This is a genomic window from Spiroplasma sabaudiense Ar-1343, assembly GCF_000565215.1.
In the GTDB taxonomy this organism is placed as follows: Bacteria; Bacillota_I; Bacilli_A; order Mycoplasmatales; family Mycoplasmataceae; genus Spiroplasma_B; species Spiroplasma_B sabaudiense.
Genome location: NZ_CP006934.1, coordinates 743,557 through 764,621, shown reverse-complemented (window position 1 = coordinate 764,621; position 21,065 = coordinate 743,557). Strand labels below are relative to the sequence as shown.

Sequence of the window (21,065 nt, the reverse complement as noted above, 5' to 3'; positions counted from 1 at the left end):
TGAGGTAAAAAATGAATAGTCGTAAACAAGCATTAGAAATTTTACTTCAGGTTTTTCTTGAAAAAAAATTCTCAAATTTACTTTTAAATCAGGTCAGTAATTCTGGCAATTTTAGTACCGTCGACAAACAATTTATTTACAATTTAGTTTATGGAACTATTAAACGCAAAATTTATTTAGAATATGTTGTTAATAAATTAATTAGCCCTGAAAAGACTCCAATGAAAATCCAAGTGATTTTGTGAATGGCAGTCTTTCAAATTATTTATTTAGATAATATCCCTGACTATGCAATAGTCAATGAAGCTGTCAATTTAACAAGAACTATTAATAAAAATTTTACTGGACTAGTAAATGTAGTTTTAAAGCGTTTCATCGCCGAAGCCAAGGAATTAATGATTGTCAATATTAAAAATAAGCAAAACGTTAAGCCTTTAAGTTTAGGGTTTCCGTTTTGACTATTTAAAAAAATTGAACGAGATTATAGTCTTGAGGTTGCTGTGAAGGTTGCAGAAAACTCCTTAGAAAAATCAAAAATAGCTATTCGGGTTAATAATTTGAAAGCTAATCGTGAAGAAATTTTTGAGCGTTATGGCCATGATTATGGTCTGAAATATTCAAATGTTTGTGAGGATTCATTAATTGCACAACGCAGTATTGTCAACTCTGATATTTTTAAAGAGGGACAAATTACAATTCAAGATGAAGCATCAGCTCTAGTGTCTCAGGTTTTAAATCCTCAGCCTGGAACCAAAATTTTAGATATGTGCTCTGCTCCAGGAGGTAAGTTAACTCACATTGCAGCCTTAACTAAAAATACCTCAGAAATTTTTGCTTGTGAACTTCAAGAAAAAAAGATAAAGCTAATTAAAGAAAATATTGAAAGACTAGGAGCTAAAAATATTACGATTTTAAATCAAGACGCTTTAACTATTGTGGGTTCAAATGTTTATGATTATGTTTTGTTAGATGCTCCTTGTTCAGGATTTGGAGTTTTAAAAAGAAAACCTGAAATAAAGCTTCAGCAGTTTAATAAAGAACAATTAAATAAAATTTTGGAGTCACAAGCTAAACTTTTAGCCCGAGGATTTGATTTACTAAAACCAGGTGGAGAAATGGTTTACTCAACTTGCACAATAAATCTTGATGAAAATCAAAACCAAATTCGGGCATTTCGCGAAAATAATAGTAACCTAGTAATTTTAGAAGAAATTCAATTATTTGGTTTTGAAAACAATACTGATGGCTTTTATATATGTAAAATTACAAAAACTTAATAAAATTTTAATTAAAAAACTCAAAATTTTGAGTTTTTTTTGTTTTTTTCAAAAAAATCAACGAAAGTAAATCGAGGTGCAAAATGAAAAAGAAACTTACTCTAATATTTTTATTATTATTTCCAATGTTATTAATTCCAATCATCCCCGCCAAGAATTCCCAAATACTTGAACCCTCAAAATCACTAAAACAAAGCAGAAGTTTAAGGTTTTTAGATAAACTAGAATCTCAAACAGAAACAATTAATAAAGAACTGCTTAGTTCTAATGATTTTATCGATTCTTATGCTGATGTTCCAGGGGTATTTTTAAGTAACGAGATAATTACTCAGGAAAACGAAAATCTTAAAGAAATAAACTTGAAAAATAATGATATTTATTTGAGTGAATACCAAATGAATCACGCCAAAGTTAAAGTGGTTAGTGAATTATCATGAAATTTTTACCACGATAATGAAATTAAACCCCTTGAAATTAAAACTACTACAGCAAATGTCGAATTGAAATCAAAAAAGCAAATTGCAAATTTGAATTTAAAGCACGGAAATAATCAAAATTCAGTTGAGGCCACCGCAACACTTGACTATAATTTTGATATAAAAAAATCGGCAATCTTGCTTAAGGGAGTTGTGGCTGCTGGTGTTGTGAAAAAAGGTTGAAAAAAAGCTCACTACAACCGCTCAATCGCCTTTTTAAAAATTAAAAAAGTCATAATTAGTTATCCTAAGATTTATCCTCGTATTGATTTGTCTAAAGAAAAATATTCGGATCTAGAGGAAGAAATTGTAATTAATGACACAATTGATAACATGTATGAAGGCATCAATGAAGGAATCAAAAAAGTTACTGAACTTGTGCTTATAAAAAAATATAATTCAGAAATAGTAGTTGAATTTAACGAAATGTCGTATGAAGATTTTAAAAAATCTATTATTGATAGAAAATCACAATTTTTAAATCCCACAAAATTTAAAATTAAAAATTCTGATTTTATAAACGAGGGACAAATAAACTGAAAATTAAATTTAGATTATGAAGATGATACTATAGAATCTAGTATAAATTTAGAAGAAACTTCTGATGCTAAAATAGAAAATGATTCTAAAATAAATTCACAATTAATTCCTGATAAAGACTTAAAAGAAAAAACTATTGAAAATTTAGAAAAAACCCCCAAAGATCAAGTTACAGAAGACTTTCTAGATGGTGAGAAAATCACTGACAAAAATCAAGATCGCATCAATTTCAAAGATTCTGACCAAAATTCAAAATCTAATAGTAATCAAAAACTAGATTCTAGTAATGATAATTTAAATGAAATCAATGATGGTGTTTCTAATAGCGTTGTTAAGGAAGGCTCTGAAGATTTTAGTTCCGAAAAAAAAGACCATGATGATTCAAAAACGATATTTTTTAATTTGGGTGATTTAAAACTTGAAAAAATTAATTTACTTTTTAAAGGTAATTTAAATAAAATCGATTTCATAAACAAAGTTTGTGAAATTTTAAAAGAAAATTTTGCAAACGAATCCTTTATTCCTGATGTTGACTTTTATGTTGAGGAAGGTAAAACTAAAACTGTAGACGAAAATATAAGATCATTAAATGTTGTTGGTAAATCTGATAAGTTACGCGGAGAAAAACAATTCGATTTTAAAATTTCCGACAATAAATTAGGCTCTGAAAAGAAAAAAAATCTACTTATTGTAATTATTTCTTCAACTGTTGCTGGAATAGTCATTGTTGCTTCAACAATTGGATGATTTGCATTAAAGAAAAAAAGATTTAAATTATGCCTTGGACAATTTGCAATAATTGTCTTTTTTTATAAAATAGATATGCTTAAATTAGATGTTGGTTAAACATTTACCATTTTCTAATAATTTATTTATGATATAATTAATTAGGAGATTTTTTGCAATGAATAATATTTTAAGATACACTAATACAAAGTTGCAAGAATTGCTTGCTGAAAATAATTTTAAAAAGTTTAATGCCGACCAAATTTTTGAGTGAATATATCATAAAAATGAGTTGGATTTTTCGAAAATGACAAATCTAAGCTTATCACTTAGAGATTTTTTAAAAAATAATTTTTCAAATAATTTGCTAACACAATTAATCTGCCAGGAATCAGCTGATGGAACTGTGAAATTTCTTTTTAAACTAAACGATAACAAAACAATTGAAACTGTATTAATGCCTCAAAGTTATGGCCAATCAGTTTGCGTTACGACTCAGGTCGGATGTAATATGGGATGTACTTTTTGCGCATCAGGAATTATTAAAAAAATAAGAAATCTTGAGGTAGATGAAATAATTGCCCAAGTATATTATGTTAATCAGTATTTGAGAAAAAAATATTCAGGGGATGATAAAAATCCTAAAAGTCGTGTAAGCCATATTGTTGTTATGGGAATTGGTGAGCCGCTGGATAATTATCAAAACACACTAGATTTTATTGAAATTTTAAATTCTCCAAAAGCATTTGGGATTGGAGCTAGACACATTACGGTCTCTACATGCGGGCTTGTACCAAAAATTAAAGCATTTGCAGATTTACAACTTCAAGCAAACTTAGCCATCTCTTTGCATGCTCCAAATGATGCAATTAGAAATTCAATTATGCCAATAAACAAAGCTTTCCCTTTAGAAAAATTAATGGAAGCAGTTGACTATTACATTGAAAAGACTAATAGAAGAATAACTTTTGAGTACATTTTAATTGATAATGTGAACGATTCGGTTGAGAACGCCCATCAATTAGCCCAACTAATAAGAGGAAAAAATGCCTATGTAAATTTAATTCCTTATAATGAGGTCAGGGAAAACCCTTTTAGAAAATCCACAAACATTGACAGTTTCTTTAAGGCACTAAAATCAAAAAAAATAAATTGCATTGTTAGAAAAGAATTCGGTGCAGATATAGATGCTGCTTGTGGACAACTAAGAGCTATTCGAGAAGGGATTATTAAGTAATGAAATTTAAATACACAAAATTGACAGATATCGGTAATTATAGAAAAATGAATCAAGATAACTTGGATTTTTTTGAAAATAATAAAGGTCAAGCATTTGGAATAGTGTGCGATGGGATGGGTGGTCATGCTCACGGAGAAATTGCTAGCAAAATGGCGGTTGATAAATTTGGCAAGTTATTCATGGCACATAATTTTGAAGGAATGGATAATGGTCAAATTAACCGTTGATTAAGAAATTCAGTAACAGATATTTTAAATGATATGATTGATTATGCTGATCAAGATTTAACAACAAAAGATATGGGAACAACTTTAACAGCAATTTTATATGCAAATAATTCTGCATATGTTATTAATGTTGGTGATTCAAGAACTTACAAGGTTGTTGATGAACGACTATTTCAAGTGTCTCAAGACCAGAATCTATGAAATTCAACCCCTGAAGCTGAAAGAAAAGATATTCAAATGAGTGGAATGTATGATAAAGCAACAGAAGTTACTTTTTGAAAGGTTTTAACAAGTGCTCTGGGTCCAGCCAAAACCTTAAGAATTGATACTTATTTTATCGAAGATCCTGAGGGGATATATATTTTAACAACTGATGGAGTTCATGATTATATGGATGAAGACATAGTAATAAGTACATTAATGAACAAGAAACAAAAATTGAAAGACAAAGCAAGCTTAATCATTAACGATGCCAAAGACAATATGTCAACAGATAATTTATCAATATTAATTATTGAAGTAGAATAATAATTCTACTTTTTTGTTATTATTAATGTATTGGAGGTTTTCATGAAGGAATATAAAAAAGGTGACCTAATTGCAGGAAGATACAATGTAGTAAAACCGATTGGTAAAGGCGGAATGGCTTCGGTTTTTGAAGCAGAGGATGTCTGAACACATGAGCGAGTTGCTGTTAAAGCAATTGCTGAAGCAATGGTAGTTAAAGATACTGCCCAAATGCGTTTTGATATTGAAAAGGAAGCCTTTGCTAAATTAGGTCAAAACCCTTATGTTGTTAAACTGTACGATGTTATTCAAAATGGAACTGATTGATTTATTGTCTTAGAATTGGTAAATGGTGGAACACTAAAAGATAGACTTTTGGATTTTGGACCAATGACATTACCTGAACTAAAACATTACTTTGGGCAAATAAGTAATGCTTTAATTGAAGCTCACGAAATTGGAATTGTTCATAGAGATATTAAACCCGATAATGTTCTTTTAACCAAGTCAGGCCAAGTAAAACTGGGTGACTTTGGAATTTCAATAATGATGGAACAAGAAAATCAAGAATCTTCAAAAGCAATTGGGACTCCCAAATATATGCCCCCAGAAATTATTGCTCACCAAAAACCAACTCCTTTGAGCGATATGTATTCTTTGGGAATAATGCTTTATGAATTGACGGTTGGACAAGCTCCTTTTATAGGAAAAACTCCAGAAATTATTGCAGCAAAACACGTCAAGGAAATCCCAACCCCGCCAATAATGGTAGACAAGAATATTCCGATGGCTCTAAATAATTTAATTTTAAGATCAATTGAGAAAAATCCTGTTGATAGGTACAAAAATATGCAAGCCTTTAGAGATGAATTATTAAAAATCTCAAATGATTCAACAGAAAAAACAAAGCCATGAAACTCAAAAAGAGTGGTAAATCTAAAAAATTCAAAATCTGCTAAAAAATCTATAAAAATAGGGAATAACTATGACAGAATGCCAAGGTTTTTAAAACCTCATTTTATTGCAATATACTGCGTTGTAATGTTAATGTTGATTTTAGGTTTGGTTTTAATTATTTTATTTGTTTAAAACTAATTTTTTCTAATTAGTTTTTTTTATTTAAAAATTGCTAAATCAATTTATAATAAAGAGGGAAAGAAGTTGGATTCAAATTTGCAAGGATTAATTTTAAAAATAGTTAGTGAATATTGCTACGTTTTATTTGAAAATGAAGTTTTTGAGTGTAAGGCAATTGGATCATTAAGGCATCAACAGATTAAATTAACGGTTGGAGATTTAGCTTTTTTTGAAATTCTTGATGGAGTCAACAAAAAGGGATCAATAACAGGAATTCAAAAACGAAGAAACGAGCTAAAGCGCCCAAGAATCGCAAATATCGATCAAGTTGTAATAGTTACATCAGTTTCAAATCCCGATTTTGCTAGTTATATATTAAATAAGTATTTAGCTTTTGTCGAAATTTTGGAAATAAAGCCAATTCTCGCATTTACTAAAACAGATTTAATACCACATGACCATGAATTTTTAAAAGAAATTCAAGGTTATAAAAAACTTGGTTATGATAGTTTTCTTATAAATAATAAAGTTGAAACCAATGATAATTGAGAAGCTTTTAAAAATATTTTAAAAAATAAAATCTCGGTTTTTACTGGTCAAACAGGCGCTGGTAAGTCAACAACACTAAACCACTTAATACCAGGACTTTCTGAAAAAACTCAAGAAATCTCGAAGGCTTTGAATCGCGGACGACACACAACTACCAAAAATGAACTTTTTTTTGTTAACAATGGCTACATTGGCGACACTCCGGGTTTTTCGTCATTTGAATTAGATAATGTTTCACAAACCGAACTATCTCAAAGTTATCAATTTTTTAAAGATAATTTGGGAAAATGTAAGTTTAGGGACTGCCTTCATATTGAATCATCGCCGCAATGTTTTATAAAAAGAAGTGTTGAGTTACGAGATTTTCCCGAATTTATTTACAATGATTATTTAAAAATGATAGAAGAAATCAAAAAAATAGAAAGTAGAAAAAAATTTTAATGAAAAAATATATAATTGCTCCCAGTGTTTTAAGTGCAAATTTTTGAGATTTAAAAACCGAACTAACCCAATTAAAAGAACTTAAAGTCGAGTGAATACACTATGATGTAATGGATTTTGATTTTGTACCTAATTTAACTTTTGGTCCTAAAATTTTAAAAGATATTATTAGCAATATTGATTTAAAAATTGACATTCATTTTATGATAAAAAATAAACAGCCAAAGCTAATAGATTTTTTGATGCCATTTATTGAATGCAAGCCAGCAATGATGACAATGCATTTTGAAGCACTGAATGACTTAGAAATTAAGGAATTTGTAAAAATTTGTAAAGATAACAAAATTAAAGCTAGTCTTGCGATTAACCCGGATAAAACAGTTGAGGAAATTAAAGACTACTTATCAATTTTAGACAATGTTCTAGTAATGAGTGTTTTCCCGGGTTTTGGAGGTCAAAAATTTGAAAGCAACGCCTTAACAAATATTTCATGCTTAAAAAAAATTATTAATGAAAAAAAATTATCTTTGACAATTGAAGTTGATGGAGGCATAAATTCACAAACTGCAGAACTAGTTAAAAAAGCAGGAGTTGATATGATTGTGGCTGGTAGCTACTTATTTGGTCAAAAAGACATTCAAGAACGTTTGGAGATACTAAAAAAAGATGATAACTAAAAATGCCATTATCGTTACAAATGAAAATCAAATCCCTCTAAAAAATTTCAAAAATGCTTTTTTCATTGGAGTTGAACGGGGTTGTTTTGATTTAATAAACAAAAATATTCCAGTTGACTTAGCTATTGCAGATTTTGACCATGTAAGTAGCGAGGAATTAGAAGTCATAAAATCCAAAGCAAATAAAATAGAAATCTTGAACCCCGAAAAAGACTTAATAGATGGGGAAGTTGCAATTTTGTGAGCCATGAAAGAAGGATATTCTGATATTTTATATCTTGCCAATCCAACGATAAGACACGATATGAATCTTGCTAGCCTGAACTTTGCATTTAAATATGGTGTTCGCATCTTGTCAGATAAAAGTCTAATCTTATTACTAAAAAAGGGTAAAAATATTATTTCATTTGAAAAATATCAAGATTATACTTACATTTCTTTTGTTGCAAATTGCCCAACAAAAGTTAATATTGAAAATTTAAAGTACGAAGCCAAAAATTTATCTTTAGAACCATATAGTCTCGCGGCAATTTCAAATTGCTTTGTGCCTTATGTTGATGGTGCCATTGAAAGTGATGAAGATATATGCATGATATTAACTAAATAAATAAAAACTTCTTTTAAAAAAGAAGTTTTTATTTATTTATTCATATTAAATGGTGCCCTCTATCGGAGTCGAACCGATACAAGTTACCTCGGCAGATTTTGAGTCTGCTGCGTCTACCAATTCCGCCAAGAGGGCATTTACTTGATAATTATAACAAGAAAATCCTTATTTTATGATTTTTAATAAAATTAATCTTTTAACAAGTTCTATTAATAAAAAAACCAACCTTTTAAGTTGGCTCATATTAAACGATTTTTTCGTTTTTTTTCAAGGTTCTTAAGGTTCTAGCAGAAACTTTTAATGTAATCATAGTTCCTTTTTCGTCCATTACCCTTACTTTTTGAAGGTTCAGATTTCATTTTCTTCTAGTTGCATTTAAAGCATGTGATCTTTTATTACCTGAAAGAGGACCTTTTCCGGTCAAACTATCTTTTCTTGCCATATTATTCACCTCACGACTAATATATAATACAAGATATGATAAATAATTACAATAATTTTTTATAAATAATTTAAAAATGTAGTAATATATATTTATAAATCAAAAAAAATATTGTTAAAAGTTTAACACATTTAATTTTTTTTGATATAATTGGTGGTGAGTTTATGAATAATTTGATGAATGAGGGTACTTTAAAAGTTATCAGAGAGGCTGTTATAACAATTCCTGGATTAATGTCTTTTGCAGAGGTTGATAAGGAAAGCGGAGTTGTTAACGCAACAACCTCGATTGATAAAGCTATTGAAATATCGATCACCGAAAAAATACATAGATTAAAAATTCACATAATACTAATGAATGGTGTCAACATAAAAGACGTTGTTACTGAAGTTCAAATTCGTGTTAAATATGAGTTGGAAAAACTCTCAAATTTCACTAATAGTTATTATGTTGATGTTGCTGTTGACGATTTAGCCAAATAACAACTTTTTAATTTTCAATTTGAAAAAAATATTTTTAATTTAGAGAAACTTAAGGTGATTAAAATGAAGAATGTAAAAATGCTAAAAACTATGATAAGTAGTGGTGCAAATAATCTATATAACAATTATCCATATATAGATAAATTAAATGTCTTTCCTGTACCAGATGGGGATACCGGAACTAATATGAATTTAACATTAACAAATGCTTATTCAGAAATTAACAAATCAGAATTTAAAGATTTTCGCCAATTAATGCAAAAATTTTCTCGTGGTTTAATAATGGGAGCTCGAGGTAACTCAGGAGTTATCTTTTCTCAAATCATGAAAGGTTTTTCAAAAGGAATGGAAAATGCAGAAGATTTAGATGTAGCGACCTGAAAAAAATGTTTCTCTCAAGCTCAAGAAGTTGCATATTCTGCTGTAATGAAACCAGTTGAAGGAACTATTTTGACAGTAATTAGAGAAACTAGTGAAGCTGTTCAAAAATTAGACGACAGCATCTCAGAAAAAGATTTTTGAAATGTAGTTATTGAAGCTGCGACAGTTTCCCTTAACAATACCCCTAATCTTTTACAAGCTTTAAAAGATGTTGGAGTTGTTGATAGTGGTGGATATGGTTTATTAAAATTTCTTGAGGGAATGCAAAGTGTAATTGTAAAAGACAAAACTATTTCTCGTAAGAAAAAACTAGAAACCAACGAAGGCGGGAATCTTGATTTGGACATTGAAGATTCTGAATTTGGTTATTGTACAGAAGCTGTTGTAATGCTGACATCTGATTGAATTTCAAAAATGAAGGTTGACAGCGTAAGGCAACAACTGTCTGAGTATGGAAATAATTCAATTGTTGCTGTTAAAGATGAAGATATTTTAAAAATCCATACCCATGCTCTGAATCCAGGACAAGTATTGACTTTTTTACAACAATTTGGCGATTTTAACTCAATTAAAGTAGATAATATGAGCTTACAAGCAGATCGTCAAGTAAAAGGCGCAAAACCAGTAAGTCACACCCAAATCAAAAACAAACGTAATTTAGTTAATGAATTTGCAACTATTGCAGTTGTTCCATCAGATGGAATAAGTAAATACTTTAAAAAAGAGCTGAATGTTGATTTTGTAATCAACGGAGGTTCTAAAATGAATCCTTCAACAACAGACTTTATGAAAGCTATTGAATCTGTTGATGCTAAAAATGTTTTTATTTTACCAAATAACTCAAATGTTATAATGGCAGCAAAACAGGCCAAAGAGCTTGAAAAGAAATCCAAAGTTTTTGTTATTCCGACCAAAACAATTCCTCAAGGAATGGTGGCGTTCCTGAATTATGACCCAAGTGAAACTCCAAGAAAAAATGAATCAAATTTGAACCGTGTTTCTAAAGAGGTAATTAGTTTTTCGATTTCAACAGCGTCAAGAGATTCGCTAGTTGACAATATAAAAATTAAAGAAGGGCAAAAATTGGGAATGATTGATGGTAAAATTGTTTTTGCTGGTGAATCAACAAGAACCGTATTTGAAAAAGTTCTTGGTAAAAACATTACAAATAAAACAGAGATTCTTACAATTTTTTCAGGTACAGATGCTTCTGCCAACGACATTAATGATTTAAGAAAATTTTTAGATGAAAATTTTGATGTTGAATATGAAATCGTTGAAGGTGGCCAAGAAATTTACGATTTTATTATCGGAATTGAATAAATATGATTTTAAATTCTTTTGGTTTTTCAATGAAACTAAAAGAATTTTTATTTTTTAACTTTAAAATTATTTTAATGATAAAATAATTTCTATTAAATTCGAAATTCTTTGAATTTAATTATTTAATTTCAGTTAATTAATAGTAATATTAATAATAGAAACAGCAATAAAAATTCTAATAGTTGAGAATTTTATAAAATGGAGGATTGTATGAAGACGATAGCGTTTGATGTTATGGGATCTGATCTTGGTGTTAAACCAGCGATTGGAGCAGCAATAAAGATATTAACTGAAAAAAAAGATTTAAAAATTATTTTAGTAGGTAACCAAGATGAAATTCAAAATGAATTGGATTGTAATGGAAAGGCTAAAAAAGTTGCCGACCGTTATGAGATTTTTCCTACAACAGAGACAATAAAGATGACTGACGGCATTTTAGAAATACGTCGTAAGAAAAATTCATCAATGGTAAAGGCTTTGGAAATTGTTAGAGATGACAAAGCAAATGGGATGGTAACTGGAGGTAGCACCGCAAGTTTTATTGCCGGATCTCACTTTATTTTAAAAGAATTTGAGGGGGTAAGTCGACCAGGTTTTATGCCGACGATACCAACTGTTATTAAAGATAAGATTGTCTTGCTGTTGGATGTTGGTGCAAATATTGAAAATGATCCAAATGATTTATTGAATTTTGCAATTATGGCAACTGCTTATTCGAAGTCAACTCAGGGAATTTCTAACCCTTTAGTAGGTCTCTTAAATATCGGAGAGGAAAAATCTAAGGGTAAGGATTTGCAAATTCAAACTTATAAATTACTTGAAGAAAGTCCAAAGATTAATTTCTATGGAAATATTGAACCAAGAGAAATAATTTCAGGAGACGTTGATATTATTGTTACTGATGGTTTTACAGGGAACATTGCCTTAAAATCAATTGAAGGTATGGGTAAAAAATTGCTCTCAGAAATTAAAAAATCAGTGACAAAAGGGTTTTTTAGAAAACTTGCAGCACTTTCTTTAAAACCGGCCTTTAAAGAAGTTGCTGCCAAATTTGACTACAAAAACCATGCCGGTGCAATTTTGCTAGGGGTTCAAAAAATTGCTTTTAAATCTCATGGTTCAAGCGATTTAAGGTCTTTTCATGCAACTCTAAGAATGACCTATGATGCCATATCAAATGAAATTGATAAAAAATTAGAAATTCTACTTAAAGAATCGGAAGGGGTTTAGAAATGAATATAGGGGATTTTCTTGGAAAATTTAGTATTATTCCAAAAAACCTAAAACTTTATGAAGAAGCACTAACACATAATTCTTATGCAAACGAGAAAAGAGCTGGTTTCACTTATCAGCGACTTGAGTTCTTAGGAGATGCAATCTTACAAATGTATGTTTCGTTATACTTTTTTAACGAATTTCCTAACGAAAAAGAAGGGGTATTAACAAAATATCGAAGTAATTCTGTAAGAGAAGAAACTCTAGCAGCCATTTCAAAGGAAATAAAAATCGGTTCAATTATTCGACTTGGAATCGGTGAAATAAACTCAAAAGGTTATGAAAAAAGTAGTATTCTAGCTGATGTATTTGAATCTTTTACAGCTGCAATTTATCTTGATCAAGGCCATGAAATTTTACAAAAGTGGCTTAATCAAACAATGTTGAAATATATTTCAGAACCAGGTTTTATGGATAAAAACGTTGATTTTAAATCAGAGCTACAAGAGTTGCTACAAGCTGAAAATCGCCACGATTTAGTTTATAAGGTAATTGATTCTAATCACACCACTCATAATCGCACAAGATACCAAGTTGCTCTTTTTTTGGAAGGGTTTCAATATGGAATCGGTGAAGGATTCTCTAAACAAGAAGCTGAACAAATGTCTGCAAAAGATTGTCTTCAAAAATTAAAAAAATAATTTTTTAAAACTATTTAAGTTATATCCTTAACTCAAATAGTTTTTTTAATTTTTATAAAATTAAAAAAAGAACTATATATATTTTTTTTAATAATCTTGAAAATCGTATATAATAAACAAAGTTAAATTAATAGGTATTACCAAAAGGAATGATGAATATGTTATTTTTAAAAAAAATTGAAGCATTTGGTTTTAAATCATTCGCAGAACCAACAATTTTAAATTTTGATTATGAGATGACCGGAGTTGTTGGTCCAAATGGCTCAGGAAAATCAAACATTAATGACGCTATTCGATGAGCATTGGGTGAACAATCTTCAAAATCATTGCGTGGTGATAACATGGAAGATATAGTTTTCTCGGGAAGCGCAAATCATGCACCATTAAATATGGCTGAAGTTACTTTGGTTTTTAATAATTCTCAAAAAAAGTTCGCATCTTTAGAATATGATGAAGTTGAAATCACGCGTCGCTATTTTAGATTAACAAAAGAGAGCGAATTTTATATAAATAAAAATCGTGTTCGTTTAAAAGACATTCAAGATATTGCTTTAGAAACTGGTTTAACAAAGTCTAGTTTAGCAATTATATCTCAAGGAACAGTGAGCCAATTTGTTGAATCTAAGCCAGACGAGCGTCGTGAATTGTTTGATGAAGCAGCAGGAATTGCAAAATATAAAAAACGCAAAATCGAGTCAATTAGAAAATTGGCACGAACTCAAGAAAATTTGGATCGCCTAAATGACATAATTAATGAAATTGAACGTAAACTGCCAAATTTAAAAAACCAAGCCGAAAAGGCCAAAGTATACTCAGAAAAATTTGAGCAGTTAAAAAATATTGAAATTGCAATTTTAATTAAAGATATTCAAATTTATGAAAAAAAACTTGCCGAATTAAACCAAGAAAAATTGGTTCTTCGAAATGAAATATCGGATTTAGCAAGAATCACCGCAGCTGAAGAAAGCGAATTTAATGAAATTTCGCGTCATAATTTCAAAAGTGAAAAAGAAATTATAAAATTAAATGATGAATTCACTAGTGTGATCGAGAAAATTGGAAATTTAAAAGTTAAGAAAATCGCCTTTGAAAACCAACAAAAAAACACTTCAACAGGTAACGAAGAGTTTAAAGCATCGCAACTAATAAGCGAAACCAAAAAATTAAATTTAAATTTAACTAGCGAAAAAGAGAAGTTAAAAAATTTAAATAATTCAAATTTAGAACTTCAAGATTCTCTTAAAAAAACATCTACAAGTCTAGATGAATTAAACGAAAGCTTGGGTAAATTAGGTCGCAGTATCGCAAAGGTCGAATCAACCCTTGATGACTTGAAGCAAAAACAAGCGTCAAATGATGATCTTTTTGATGGTGTAAAAAACGTTTTAAATAATAAACACATCCTACCAGGAGTTATTGGAACAATTCAAGATTTGATTAGTGTTGAAAAAGAGCATGAACAAGCAATTGGAGCGCTAATACTAGCAGCTTTACAAAATATTGTTATTGATTCAGGAGAATCAGCTAAGGAAATTATAAGATTTTTGAAATTAAATAAAGCAGGTTATGCAACCTTTATTCCTTTAAGTAGTATTCGACCAAATTTCATCAGTGATGAACAAAAATTTGTTATTAAAAAAGCCAAAGGATTTGTTGGATTTGGAAACGATTTAGTTAAAATTGATGCTAAATATCAAAAAGCAATTGACTATATTTTAGGAACAACAATTGTTGTAAATAATTTTGATGAAGCTAGAGAAATAGCTAAGCTTATCAACTATAAACATAACATTGCAACTTTGGATGGTGAAAGAATCTTGCCAAACGGAGCAATTGTTGGTGGTTCCAGAAAATTAAAAATTTCTTCACTAAATAATGCTTCACGAATTCAAGAACTCGAACAGGAATTGGCTACTTTATCAGAAAATCAAAGTACAGTAAATCAAAATATTAAAGAATTGAAAAAAACCTCAGAACAGATTCGTGAGGAAATATCTCAAAAACAATCATTTATTGGAGCTGCAAGAAAAAATATTGAAATAATAAACATTGACATTATTGAGGCTAGAGAAGAATATCGAATAATTACGGGAAAAGATATTGACAGTCAAGAAAATATTTCATCATCAATTGAAGAAGAAATTTTAGAACTGACAAAAGAAATTATAGCCTCAGATAATTTAAAAGAAGAATTACAACAACAATTAAATGTTGCTAGAAGTTTAAAAGATAAATCTTTAGAACGCCAAAACCTACTAAATGATTCAACCAATGAGAAACGCAAGTTACTTTCGGCTTTGAAGGATAAGGATTACGAGTTAAAAAGAGATGCCGTATTAATTAGTGAAAAATTAAATACATCATCAACGCGTTTAGTGCAAAATTATGGCTTAACAGTTGAAGCCGCAAGCGAAAATAACGAAATCGAAATAACAAATGAAGAAATAACTCGCCGCCAAATTATCGATTTGAGCAACGAAATTAAAAATTTAGGAAATGTAAACTTGGATTCAATTGAAGCATTTCAAGAAGAAAATGATCGCTATCAATTTTATGTTAGTGAAACAAATGAAGTTCAAATGAGTATTAAAAATTTAGAAATTGCAATTCTTAATATGGACAATCAAATGGTAACTCAATTTAAAAAGGTTATTTCAGAAGTTAATCAGACTTTACCTGAGACTTTTACCGCGCTCTTTGGAGGTGGTTCAGCAAAATTAATTTACACTGATCCAGAAGATTTGTTGAATTCAGGAATTGATATTCAAATTAATCCTCCAGGTAAAAAAATTAATAATATAAACTTACTTTCAGGAGGAGAAAAATCAATGGTCGCTTTGTCGGTCTTGTTTTCAATTCTTAAAGTTCGTCCTATTCCTATGGTAATTCTTGATGAGGTTGAGGCACCTTTGGATCAAGCAAATGTTGAAAGATTTGCAAAATATTTAAAAGTTTTTACAAAAAATACCCAATTTATTGTCGTTACACACAGAACTGGAACAATGGAAAATTGCCAAGTTCTATTTGGAGCAACAATGCAGTCAAAAGGAATTACAAAAATTGTACAAATAAAATTAGTTGATGCTAAAAACTTAGTTGAGGCAACAGGATAAAAAAAATTTAACAGGGGGAAAAAATGACCAAGAAAATCGCCATTTATCTATCGCTAATATTTATTATTCTAGCTGGTTTATGAATTTGAACGTTGGTTGTGCCAAATCGTTCCTATATAATGGGGGGCAGTACCAGCGTTAACCCATTAATGCAGAAGGTGACAACAACTTATTATAATAATGAAAAAAAAGACTTTATTTATAATTCGACAGGAAGTCAAGCAGGGGTTGTTGGAGTTCAAAATGGAAGTTATGAAGTTGGTTTCATTTCAAAAGATGCAACCGAATCAACTTTGACAACTGGAACTTGATCACAACAAGCAACAACAAGCAACGATAAGGAAGTGGTTGGACTACTTTCTTCACCAACCCAATTAAAAGACACTGTTGCTTTGGAGTTTGCAGTTGATGCAATTGTTATTATTTATCATCCTCCTTCAAGTTGAGATCCAATTCTATCAAAAAACTTAAATTTTATTTTTGCTGATAAAACAAATTTAGAATCAAAACAAATGCTTCAAAAAATTTATGATTTTCAAAGCACCTGAAATGAACTAGCCCGTTTTGTTCAAAAAAACAGCCGCGAAGTGATTTCAGATGAAATTGTTAATAAGGTTGCTAATGAAAAAATTTTACCAATTACCCGTGAAGATGGTTCAGGGACAAGAGATGCATTTTCTTCGTTAACAGGGGTCAAAAATATGCCTGCTGCCAATGTTGTTAACTCAAATGGAATGATGCTACAAATGGTCGAATCAGGTGGATTTGGATATATTTCATATGCTTTTGTACCTAAAATAACCAAGAGTTCAGGAATGTATCTTAGTGCGATTGATGGCATTAGGCTAGCTAATCCTGTTGATTATGATGGAATTCAAGACTGAGAAAAAGAATCAATCATTTCTTTAAATGAGCCGCTTGAAAACTCAATAACTAACGAAGAAGCGATAATGCAAGGGATTTATAAATTTCAAAGACCATTTATTGCGATTTTTAATAGTTTCAATCAAAAGATTGATGCAATTTCTAAATTTTTAATATGAATTATTGAAGAATCGCAAAATGGATTAATTTCAGATATTTATCGAGATGAAGGTTTAATTAGAAAAGTTGTTTTAAATCCGCAAAACAAAGTTGGATAAATAAACTTAAACACGATTTTTAGAAGTAGGTACTTAAATGACAACAACACAGATTAGTTCTGATAATTTAAAAGTTAATCCGAGTAAAAAAAATCCTAAAAATCCAGGATTACCTAGAGTTAAAACTTCTAAACTAGATGTTTTTTCAAAGACGGTAATTATTTCGATTACTGCAATTGTAATCTTTTTACTAATTATTTTATTAGGATTTATTGTTTTTAAATCAATTCCGATATTTAACGAATTTGGTTTTTTTAAATTTATTTTTACAGAAAAATGACAACCAGGTGCTGATAACGATCCCAGCGCCAGTTATGGGATTTGAAGTACAATTATTTCAACCCTAGCAATGCTTATAATTTCTTTGATTTTTGCAGTTCCGCTTACAATTTATACTTCGTTATTTATTTGTGAGTATTTGTCTAACCGAACCAAAAGAACCGTTATTACTGTAATTCAATTACTTGCAGGAATTCCTTCGGTTGTTTTTGGACTTTTTGCATTAGATCAAATTGGACCAATTTTTGTTTCAATGGGAGCTCGTTCACCTGGTAACTTAATGACAGCTGGTTTCACATTGGCATTTATGGCATTGCCCACAATGATTACACTATCAATTAATGCGATTGATGCGGTTCCTGATGGTTATCGTTTCGCAGCTCTTGGTTTAGGGCTATCAAAGGAATTCACAACTTTTAAGGTTGTTAGAAGATCTGCTAGAACAAAAATAATTGGAGCAATTATTACAGGAATGGCTCGAATAATTGGTGAAACAATGGCGGTTATTTTAATAGCTGGAAACTCAACCATTGGATTAACCACCAATGACGGTTTTTTAGGCTTTATCTTTTCTTCTGTGCGAACTCTTGCAGGAACTATTGGTTTGGAGATGTTAGAAAATCATGGTTCTATTCATGAATCTGCATTATATGCTATTGGATTGATTTTATTTTTCATAGTTATAATAATTAATTTTTCAATTATTGTTATTTCAAACTTTAAAACTAAAAAGCGCCGCAACCATATTTTGAAAACCAAAAACCCCAGCAGTGATGCTAAAGAGACCGAGGAGGTTCAAAGAGAATATAAATACCAAGATATTAAATTGGGGGTCTTGGTTCGTTCATCAGCCATGCGAACCGGCTATAAAAATTTCTATAGTTTTTGAAAAAAATTCTTAATGATTTTAGCGACAAGTATTGTGATTTCTTTCACGCTTTGAGTTATCCTAACAGTGACGATTAAGGGTTTTGTTGGCTTTGGCTTTGAATACTTTTTAAAATTTGAAGGTCAAAAGGCTGGAATTTTTGCTACAATGATTGTCACAATCTTTTTGGTTTTATCAACAATGCTATTTGCTTTTCCAATAGCTTTAATAGTGGCAATTTATCTAACTGAATATGCAAGTCCAAAAAGTAAATTTACAAAAGTCTTAGATTTTTCAATAAATGTCTTGGCTTCAACACCAAGTATTGTTTTTGGGGTTTTTGGTTTAACGGTTTTCATTGTCTTTTTTGGCTTGCCAATGTCTATTTTTGCTTCGAGTCTAACAATGACAATAGTAATTTTACCAACGCTTATTACATCATTTAAGGATGCCATTACCTCGGTTCCAGAATCTTATCGGGAAGCCGCTATTGGAATGGGTTTAAGTAAAACAATGACAACAATTAAGGTTGTTATTCCAAATGCGATGAAAGGTATTTTAACAGGATCAATTTTGGCGATTTCACGAATAATTGGTGAATCAGCGCCAGTTTATCTAACTTTAGGAACAGCAGTGCGTTATCCAACTGAAGGTTTCTTGTCTTCTGGGGCAACGATGACAACTCAAATTTACATGATGGCAGCCGAGGGAGGGAACCCAAATACAATGAGTGTAGCCTATCAGCTAGCTTTAGTAACCTTGGGATTAGTATTGCTATTGAATTACATTAGTAAGACGATTTCAGTTAAGTTAGATCCAAAATATCGCCCAGTCAAATTTTTAGCTTATTGATCAGCGCTATTTTCAGGAATTTTTAAACATAATTATGCTGCGGACTTTAAAAAATTTTGGTATGCAACAACTGTAAGATTTAAAAAATTTCTTTTGCTTTTTAACTTCAAAAGAAATAAAATAATAAGAGGCAATCGCAAAAAAAATCGAAAAGTAATTAAGGATATCCTAAAGGAAGGGAGGGGTAAAAATGATTCCAACAAAAAATAAAACAGAAGATTCTCTTTCAACAGTTGAATTAAATGATCAAACTATTATTGATTCAAAGGCTATCAAATTAGAGAAAAAGAATAAAAAGGCTGCTGAATCAGAGGCTAAAAAAGAAGCGTTTAAAAATACAATTGAAGTTAAAGAAATTGAACCCCAAGACTTATTTACCAAAGTCAAAAAACCACTTTTAAAAGATCGCGAAAACGTAATTGAAGTTGAGAATTTGGATTTTTACTACTCTTCTGGAACTAAACAAGCGCTTTCAAAAATAAATATGAAAATCAAGCAAAATACAGTGACAGCTTTCATAGGACCAAGTGGTTGTGGGAAATCAACGCTACTTCGCTCAATAAATCGTATGAACGATTTGGTTGAAAATGTAGTTATTCAAGGGGCTATTAAAGTAAATGGGATAAATATTTATGAACCAGGAATAAATGTTGCTAGATTGCGAACTGAAGTCGGAATGGTGTTTCAAAAAGCAAACCCATTTCCAATCTCAATTTATGATAATGTTGCTTTTGGACCGCGAAGTCAAGGAATTCGCGATAAAGAAGTCATAAATCAACTAGTTGAAGACTCATTAAGAAAAGCTGCTTTGTGAGATGATGTTAAAGATTATTTAAAGGATTCTGCTTTGGGATTATCTGGGGGGCAACAACAACGTTTGTGTATTGCTCGTGCAATCGCAATGCGCCCAAAAATTCTTTTAATGGATGAGCCAACAAGTGCATTAGACCCAATTGCAACATTAAAAGTTGAGGAATTAATTTTAAAATTAAAAAAAGATTATACAATAGTAATAGTAACTCATTCTATGGCCCAAGCCACAAGAGTTAGTGATTATACAGCGTTTTTTCTTTCAGGAGAACTTGTTGAATATGATCGCACGAAAAGAATATTTACCAACCCTAAAGATAAAAAAACTGAAGATTACATTTCAGGTAGATTTGGATAGAAATAGATATGTCATACAATAAAATTTTAGACAACGATGTCAAAGCAATAAAAAAAGATATGAGTAATTTAGTTGAAGCCACAAAATCGCAATATGGAAGAACTTTTGAAGCGATGAAAAAAAGAGATATTGAACTTGCTAATCAAGTAATTAGTGGGGATAAGGTCATCGATCAATTACAAAATAAATTTACTAATATGGCATTGTGAAAAATCGCAAAACAACAAATGGTCGCTGGTGACTTGCGCTTGGCAGTTGGTTCAATTCTGATTAGTAGAGAGATTGAGCGAATTGCGGATTATGCAAAACTAATATGCATGTTTTATATTAATTATCAACCAGGAGAAATTGAAATTGGTTATATATCAAAAATGTTTGACCTAGTAAATCAAATGCTAAATTTTATTTCTAGTTTATTTGAAAACTATGAAAATGAACATCGAAAAAAAGTATTGGAACTAAGAAAAATGTTAGATACTAACTTAGCTGAATTAAATGAAAGTTTAGTTGCAGAAATTGAAAGTTCAAATAAACTTGCGCCCAAAAAGTCAATGTTATTTATTAGCGCTATTCGAGAACTAAGAAATTTAGAGCGCGCCGGGGATCACTTAGTTAATGTAGAAGAAATTTTGAACTTTATTAGAACCGGAAAATTCGATGAAGTTTTTGTTGATGACAATGATTTTCAATAAACTTTAGCTTTGCTAAAGTTTTTTCAATGTTAAGTAATATACAAAATAAGATACAATTAAGGT

The 21,065-nt window shown here is 30.2% G+C and carries 18 protein-coding genes and 1 tRNA gene; 17 read left to right on the top strand and 2 right to left on the bottom strand.

Features of this window, described 5'->3' with window-relative positions:
- Positions 1 to 11: 11 nt before the first annotated feature.
- The 8 genes from rsmB (at position 12) to SSABA_RS03440 (ending at position 8,344) form a co-directional block, all read left to right on the top strand.
- Positions 12 to 1,277 (top strand): 16S rRNA (cytosine(967)-C(5))-methyltransferase RsmB, encoded by a 1,266-nt coding sequence (gene rsmB / locus SSABA_RS03475; protein WP_025251205.1) that lies wholly within the window; start codon positions 12 to 14, stop codon positions 1,275 to 1,277.
- Between the two features lie 83 nt (positions 1,278 to 1,360).
- The gene (locus tag SSABA_RS03470; RefSeq protein ID WP_025251204.1) at positions 1,361 to 3,139 is read left to right on the top strand and encodes a hypothetical protein; all 1,779 of its coding nucleotides are present in this window, start codon (positions 1,361 to 1,363) and stop codon (positions 3,137 to 3,139) included.
- 58 nt (positions 3,140 to 3,197) lie between these two features.
- A complete protein-coding gene (gene rlmN / locus SSABA_RS03465) occupies positions 3,198 to 4,256 on the top strand; it encodes a 23S rRNA (adenine(2503)-C(2))-methyltransferase RlmN (RefSeq protein ID WP_025251203.1) in 1,059 nt (352 codons plus the stop codon).
- Positions 4,256 to 5,014, top strand: a complete 759-nt coding sequence (locus tag SSABA_RS03460; protein WP_025251202.1) for a PP2C family protein-serine/threonine phosphatase — start codon at positions 4,256 to 4,258, stop codon at positions 5,012 to 5,014. The genes rlmN and SSABA_RS03460 overlap by 1 nt, the downstream gene beginning before the upstream one ends.
- A gap of 42 nt (positions 5,015 to 5,056) precedes the next feature.
- Complete coding sequence (locus SSABA_RS03455; RefSeq protein WP_025251201.1) at positions 5,057 to 6,082, top strand: serine/threonine-protein kinase; 1,026 nt, start codon at positions 5,057 to 5,059, stop codon at positions 6,080 to 6,082.
- Between the two features lie 72 nt (positions 6,083 to 6,154).
- The gene (rsgA, locus tag SSABA_RS03450; protein WP_051464707.1) at positions 6,155 to 7,060 is read left to right on the top strand and encodes a ribosome small subunit-dependent GTPase A; all 906 of its coding nucleotides are present in this window, start codon (positions 6,155 to 6,157) and stop codon (positions 7,058 to 7,060) included.
- Positions 7,060 to 7,737, top strand: coding sequence for a ribulose-phosphate 3-epimerase (gene rpe, locus SSABA_RS03445; protein ID WP_025251199.1), 678 nt, complete (start codon positions 7,060 to 7,062; stop codon positions 7,735 to 7,737). The genes rsgA and rpe overlap by 1 nt, the downstream gene beginning before the upstream one ends.
- Entirely contained in the window at positions 7,727 to 8,344 is a 618-nt protein-coding gene (locus SSABA_RS03440; protein ID WP_025251198.1) for a thiamine diphosphokinase, read from the top strand. Before rpe ends, SSABA_RS03440 begins: the two co-directional genes overlap by 11 nt.
- A 50-nt stretch (positions 8,345 to 8,394) precedes the next feature.
- Here SSABA_RS03440 and SSABA_RS03435 read toward each other — a convergent pair.
- Together SSABA_RS03435 and rpmB are read right to left on the bottom strand one after the other, a co-directional pair.
- Positions 8,395 to 8,479 (bottom strand) — tRNA-Leu (locus SSABA_RS03435).
- Positions 8,480 to 8,588: 109 nt separating this feature from the next.
- Positions 8,589 to 8,786 carry a 50S ribosomal protein L28 gene (gene rpmB, locus SSABA_RS03430; protein ID WP_025251197.1) on the bottom strand — a complete coding sequence of 66 codons (198 nt, stop codon included), beginning with the start codon at positions 8,784 to 8,786 and terminating at the stop codon, positions 8,589 to 8,591.
- Positions 8,787 to 8,950: 164 nt separating this feature from the next.
- On the opposite strand from rpmB, the gene SSABA_RS03425 reads away from it, so the two are divergent.
- The 9 genes from SSABA_RS03425 to phoU all read left to right on the top strand — a co-directional run bounded on the left by SSABA_RS03425 (position 8,951) and on the right by phoU (position 21,002).
- Positions 8,951 to 9,268: an Asp23/Gls24 family envelope stress response protein gene (locus SSABA_RS03425; RefSeq protein WP_025251196.1), complete on the top strand. Its 318-nt coding sequence runs from the start codon at positions 8,951 to 8,953 to the stop codon at positions 9,266 to 9,268.
- A 63-nt stretch (positions 9,269 to 9,331) separates the two neighbouring features.
- Positions 9,332 to 10,972 (top strand): DAK2 domain-containing protein, encoded by a 1,641-nt coding sequence (locus SSABA_RS03420; RefSeq protein WP_025251195.1) that lies wholly within the window; start codon positions 9,332 to 9,334, stop codon positions 10,970 to 10,972.
- Between the two features lie 210 nt (positions 10,973 to 11,182).
- Positions 11,183 to 12,202 (top strand): phosphate acyltransferase PlsX, encoded by a 1,020-nt coding sequence (gene plsX, locus SSABA_RS03415; RefSeq protein ID WP_025251194.1) that lies wholly within the window; start codon positions 11,183 to 11,185, stop codon positions 12,200 to 12,202.
- Between the two features lie 2 nt (positions 12,203 to 12,204).
- Complete coding sequence (gene rnc / locus SSABA_RS03410; RefSeq protein ID WP_025251193.1) at positions 12,205 to 12,888, top strand: ribonuclease III; 684 nt, start codon at positions 12,205 to 12,207, stop codon at positions 12,886 to 12,888.
- Between the two features lie 158 nt (positions 12,889 to 13,046).
- Positions 13,047 to 16,001: an AAA family ATPase gene (locus SSABA_RS03405; protein WP_025251192.1), complete on the top strand. Its 2,955-nt coding sequence runs from the start codon at positions 13,047 to 13,049 to the stop codon at positions 15,999 to 16,001.
- A gap of 23 nt (positions 16,002 to 16,024) precedes the next feature.
- The gene (gene ptsS, locus SSABA_RS03400) at positions 16,025 to 17,143 is read left to right on the top strand and encodes a phosphate ABC transporter substrate-binding protein (RefSeq protein ID WP_025251191.1); all 1,119 of its coding nucleotides are present in this window, start codon (positions 16,025 to 16,027) and stop codon (positions 17,141 to 17,143) included.
- A gap of 37 nt (positions 17,144 to 17,180) precedes the next feature.
- A complete protein-coding gene (gene pstA, locus SSABA_RS03395; RefSeq protein ID WP_051464705.1) occupies positions 17,181 to 19,352 on the top strand; it encodes a phosphate ABC transporter permease PstA in 2,172 nt (723 codons plus the stop codon).
- A gap of 160 nt (positions 19,353 to 19,512) precedes the next feature.
- Complete coding sequence (pstB, locus tag SSABA_RS03390; RefSeq protein ID WP_236618778.1) at positions 19,513 to 20,310, top strand: phosphate ABC transporter ATP-binding protein PstB; 798 nt, start codon at positions 19,513 to 19,515, stop codon at positions 20,308 to 20,310.
- 8 nt (positions 20,311 to 20,318) lie between these two features.
- Positions 20,319 to 21,002, top strand: a complete 684-nt coding sequence (phoU, locus tag SSABA_RS03385; RefSeq protein ID WP_025251188.1) for a phosphate signaling complex protein PhoU — start codon at positions 20,319 to 20,321, stop codon at positions 21,000 to 21,002.
- Positions 21,003 to 21,065 lie beyond the last annotated feature (63 nt).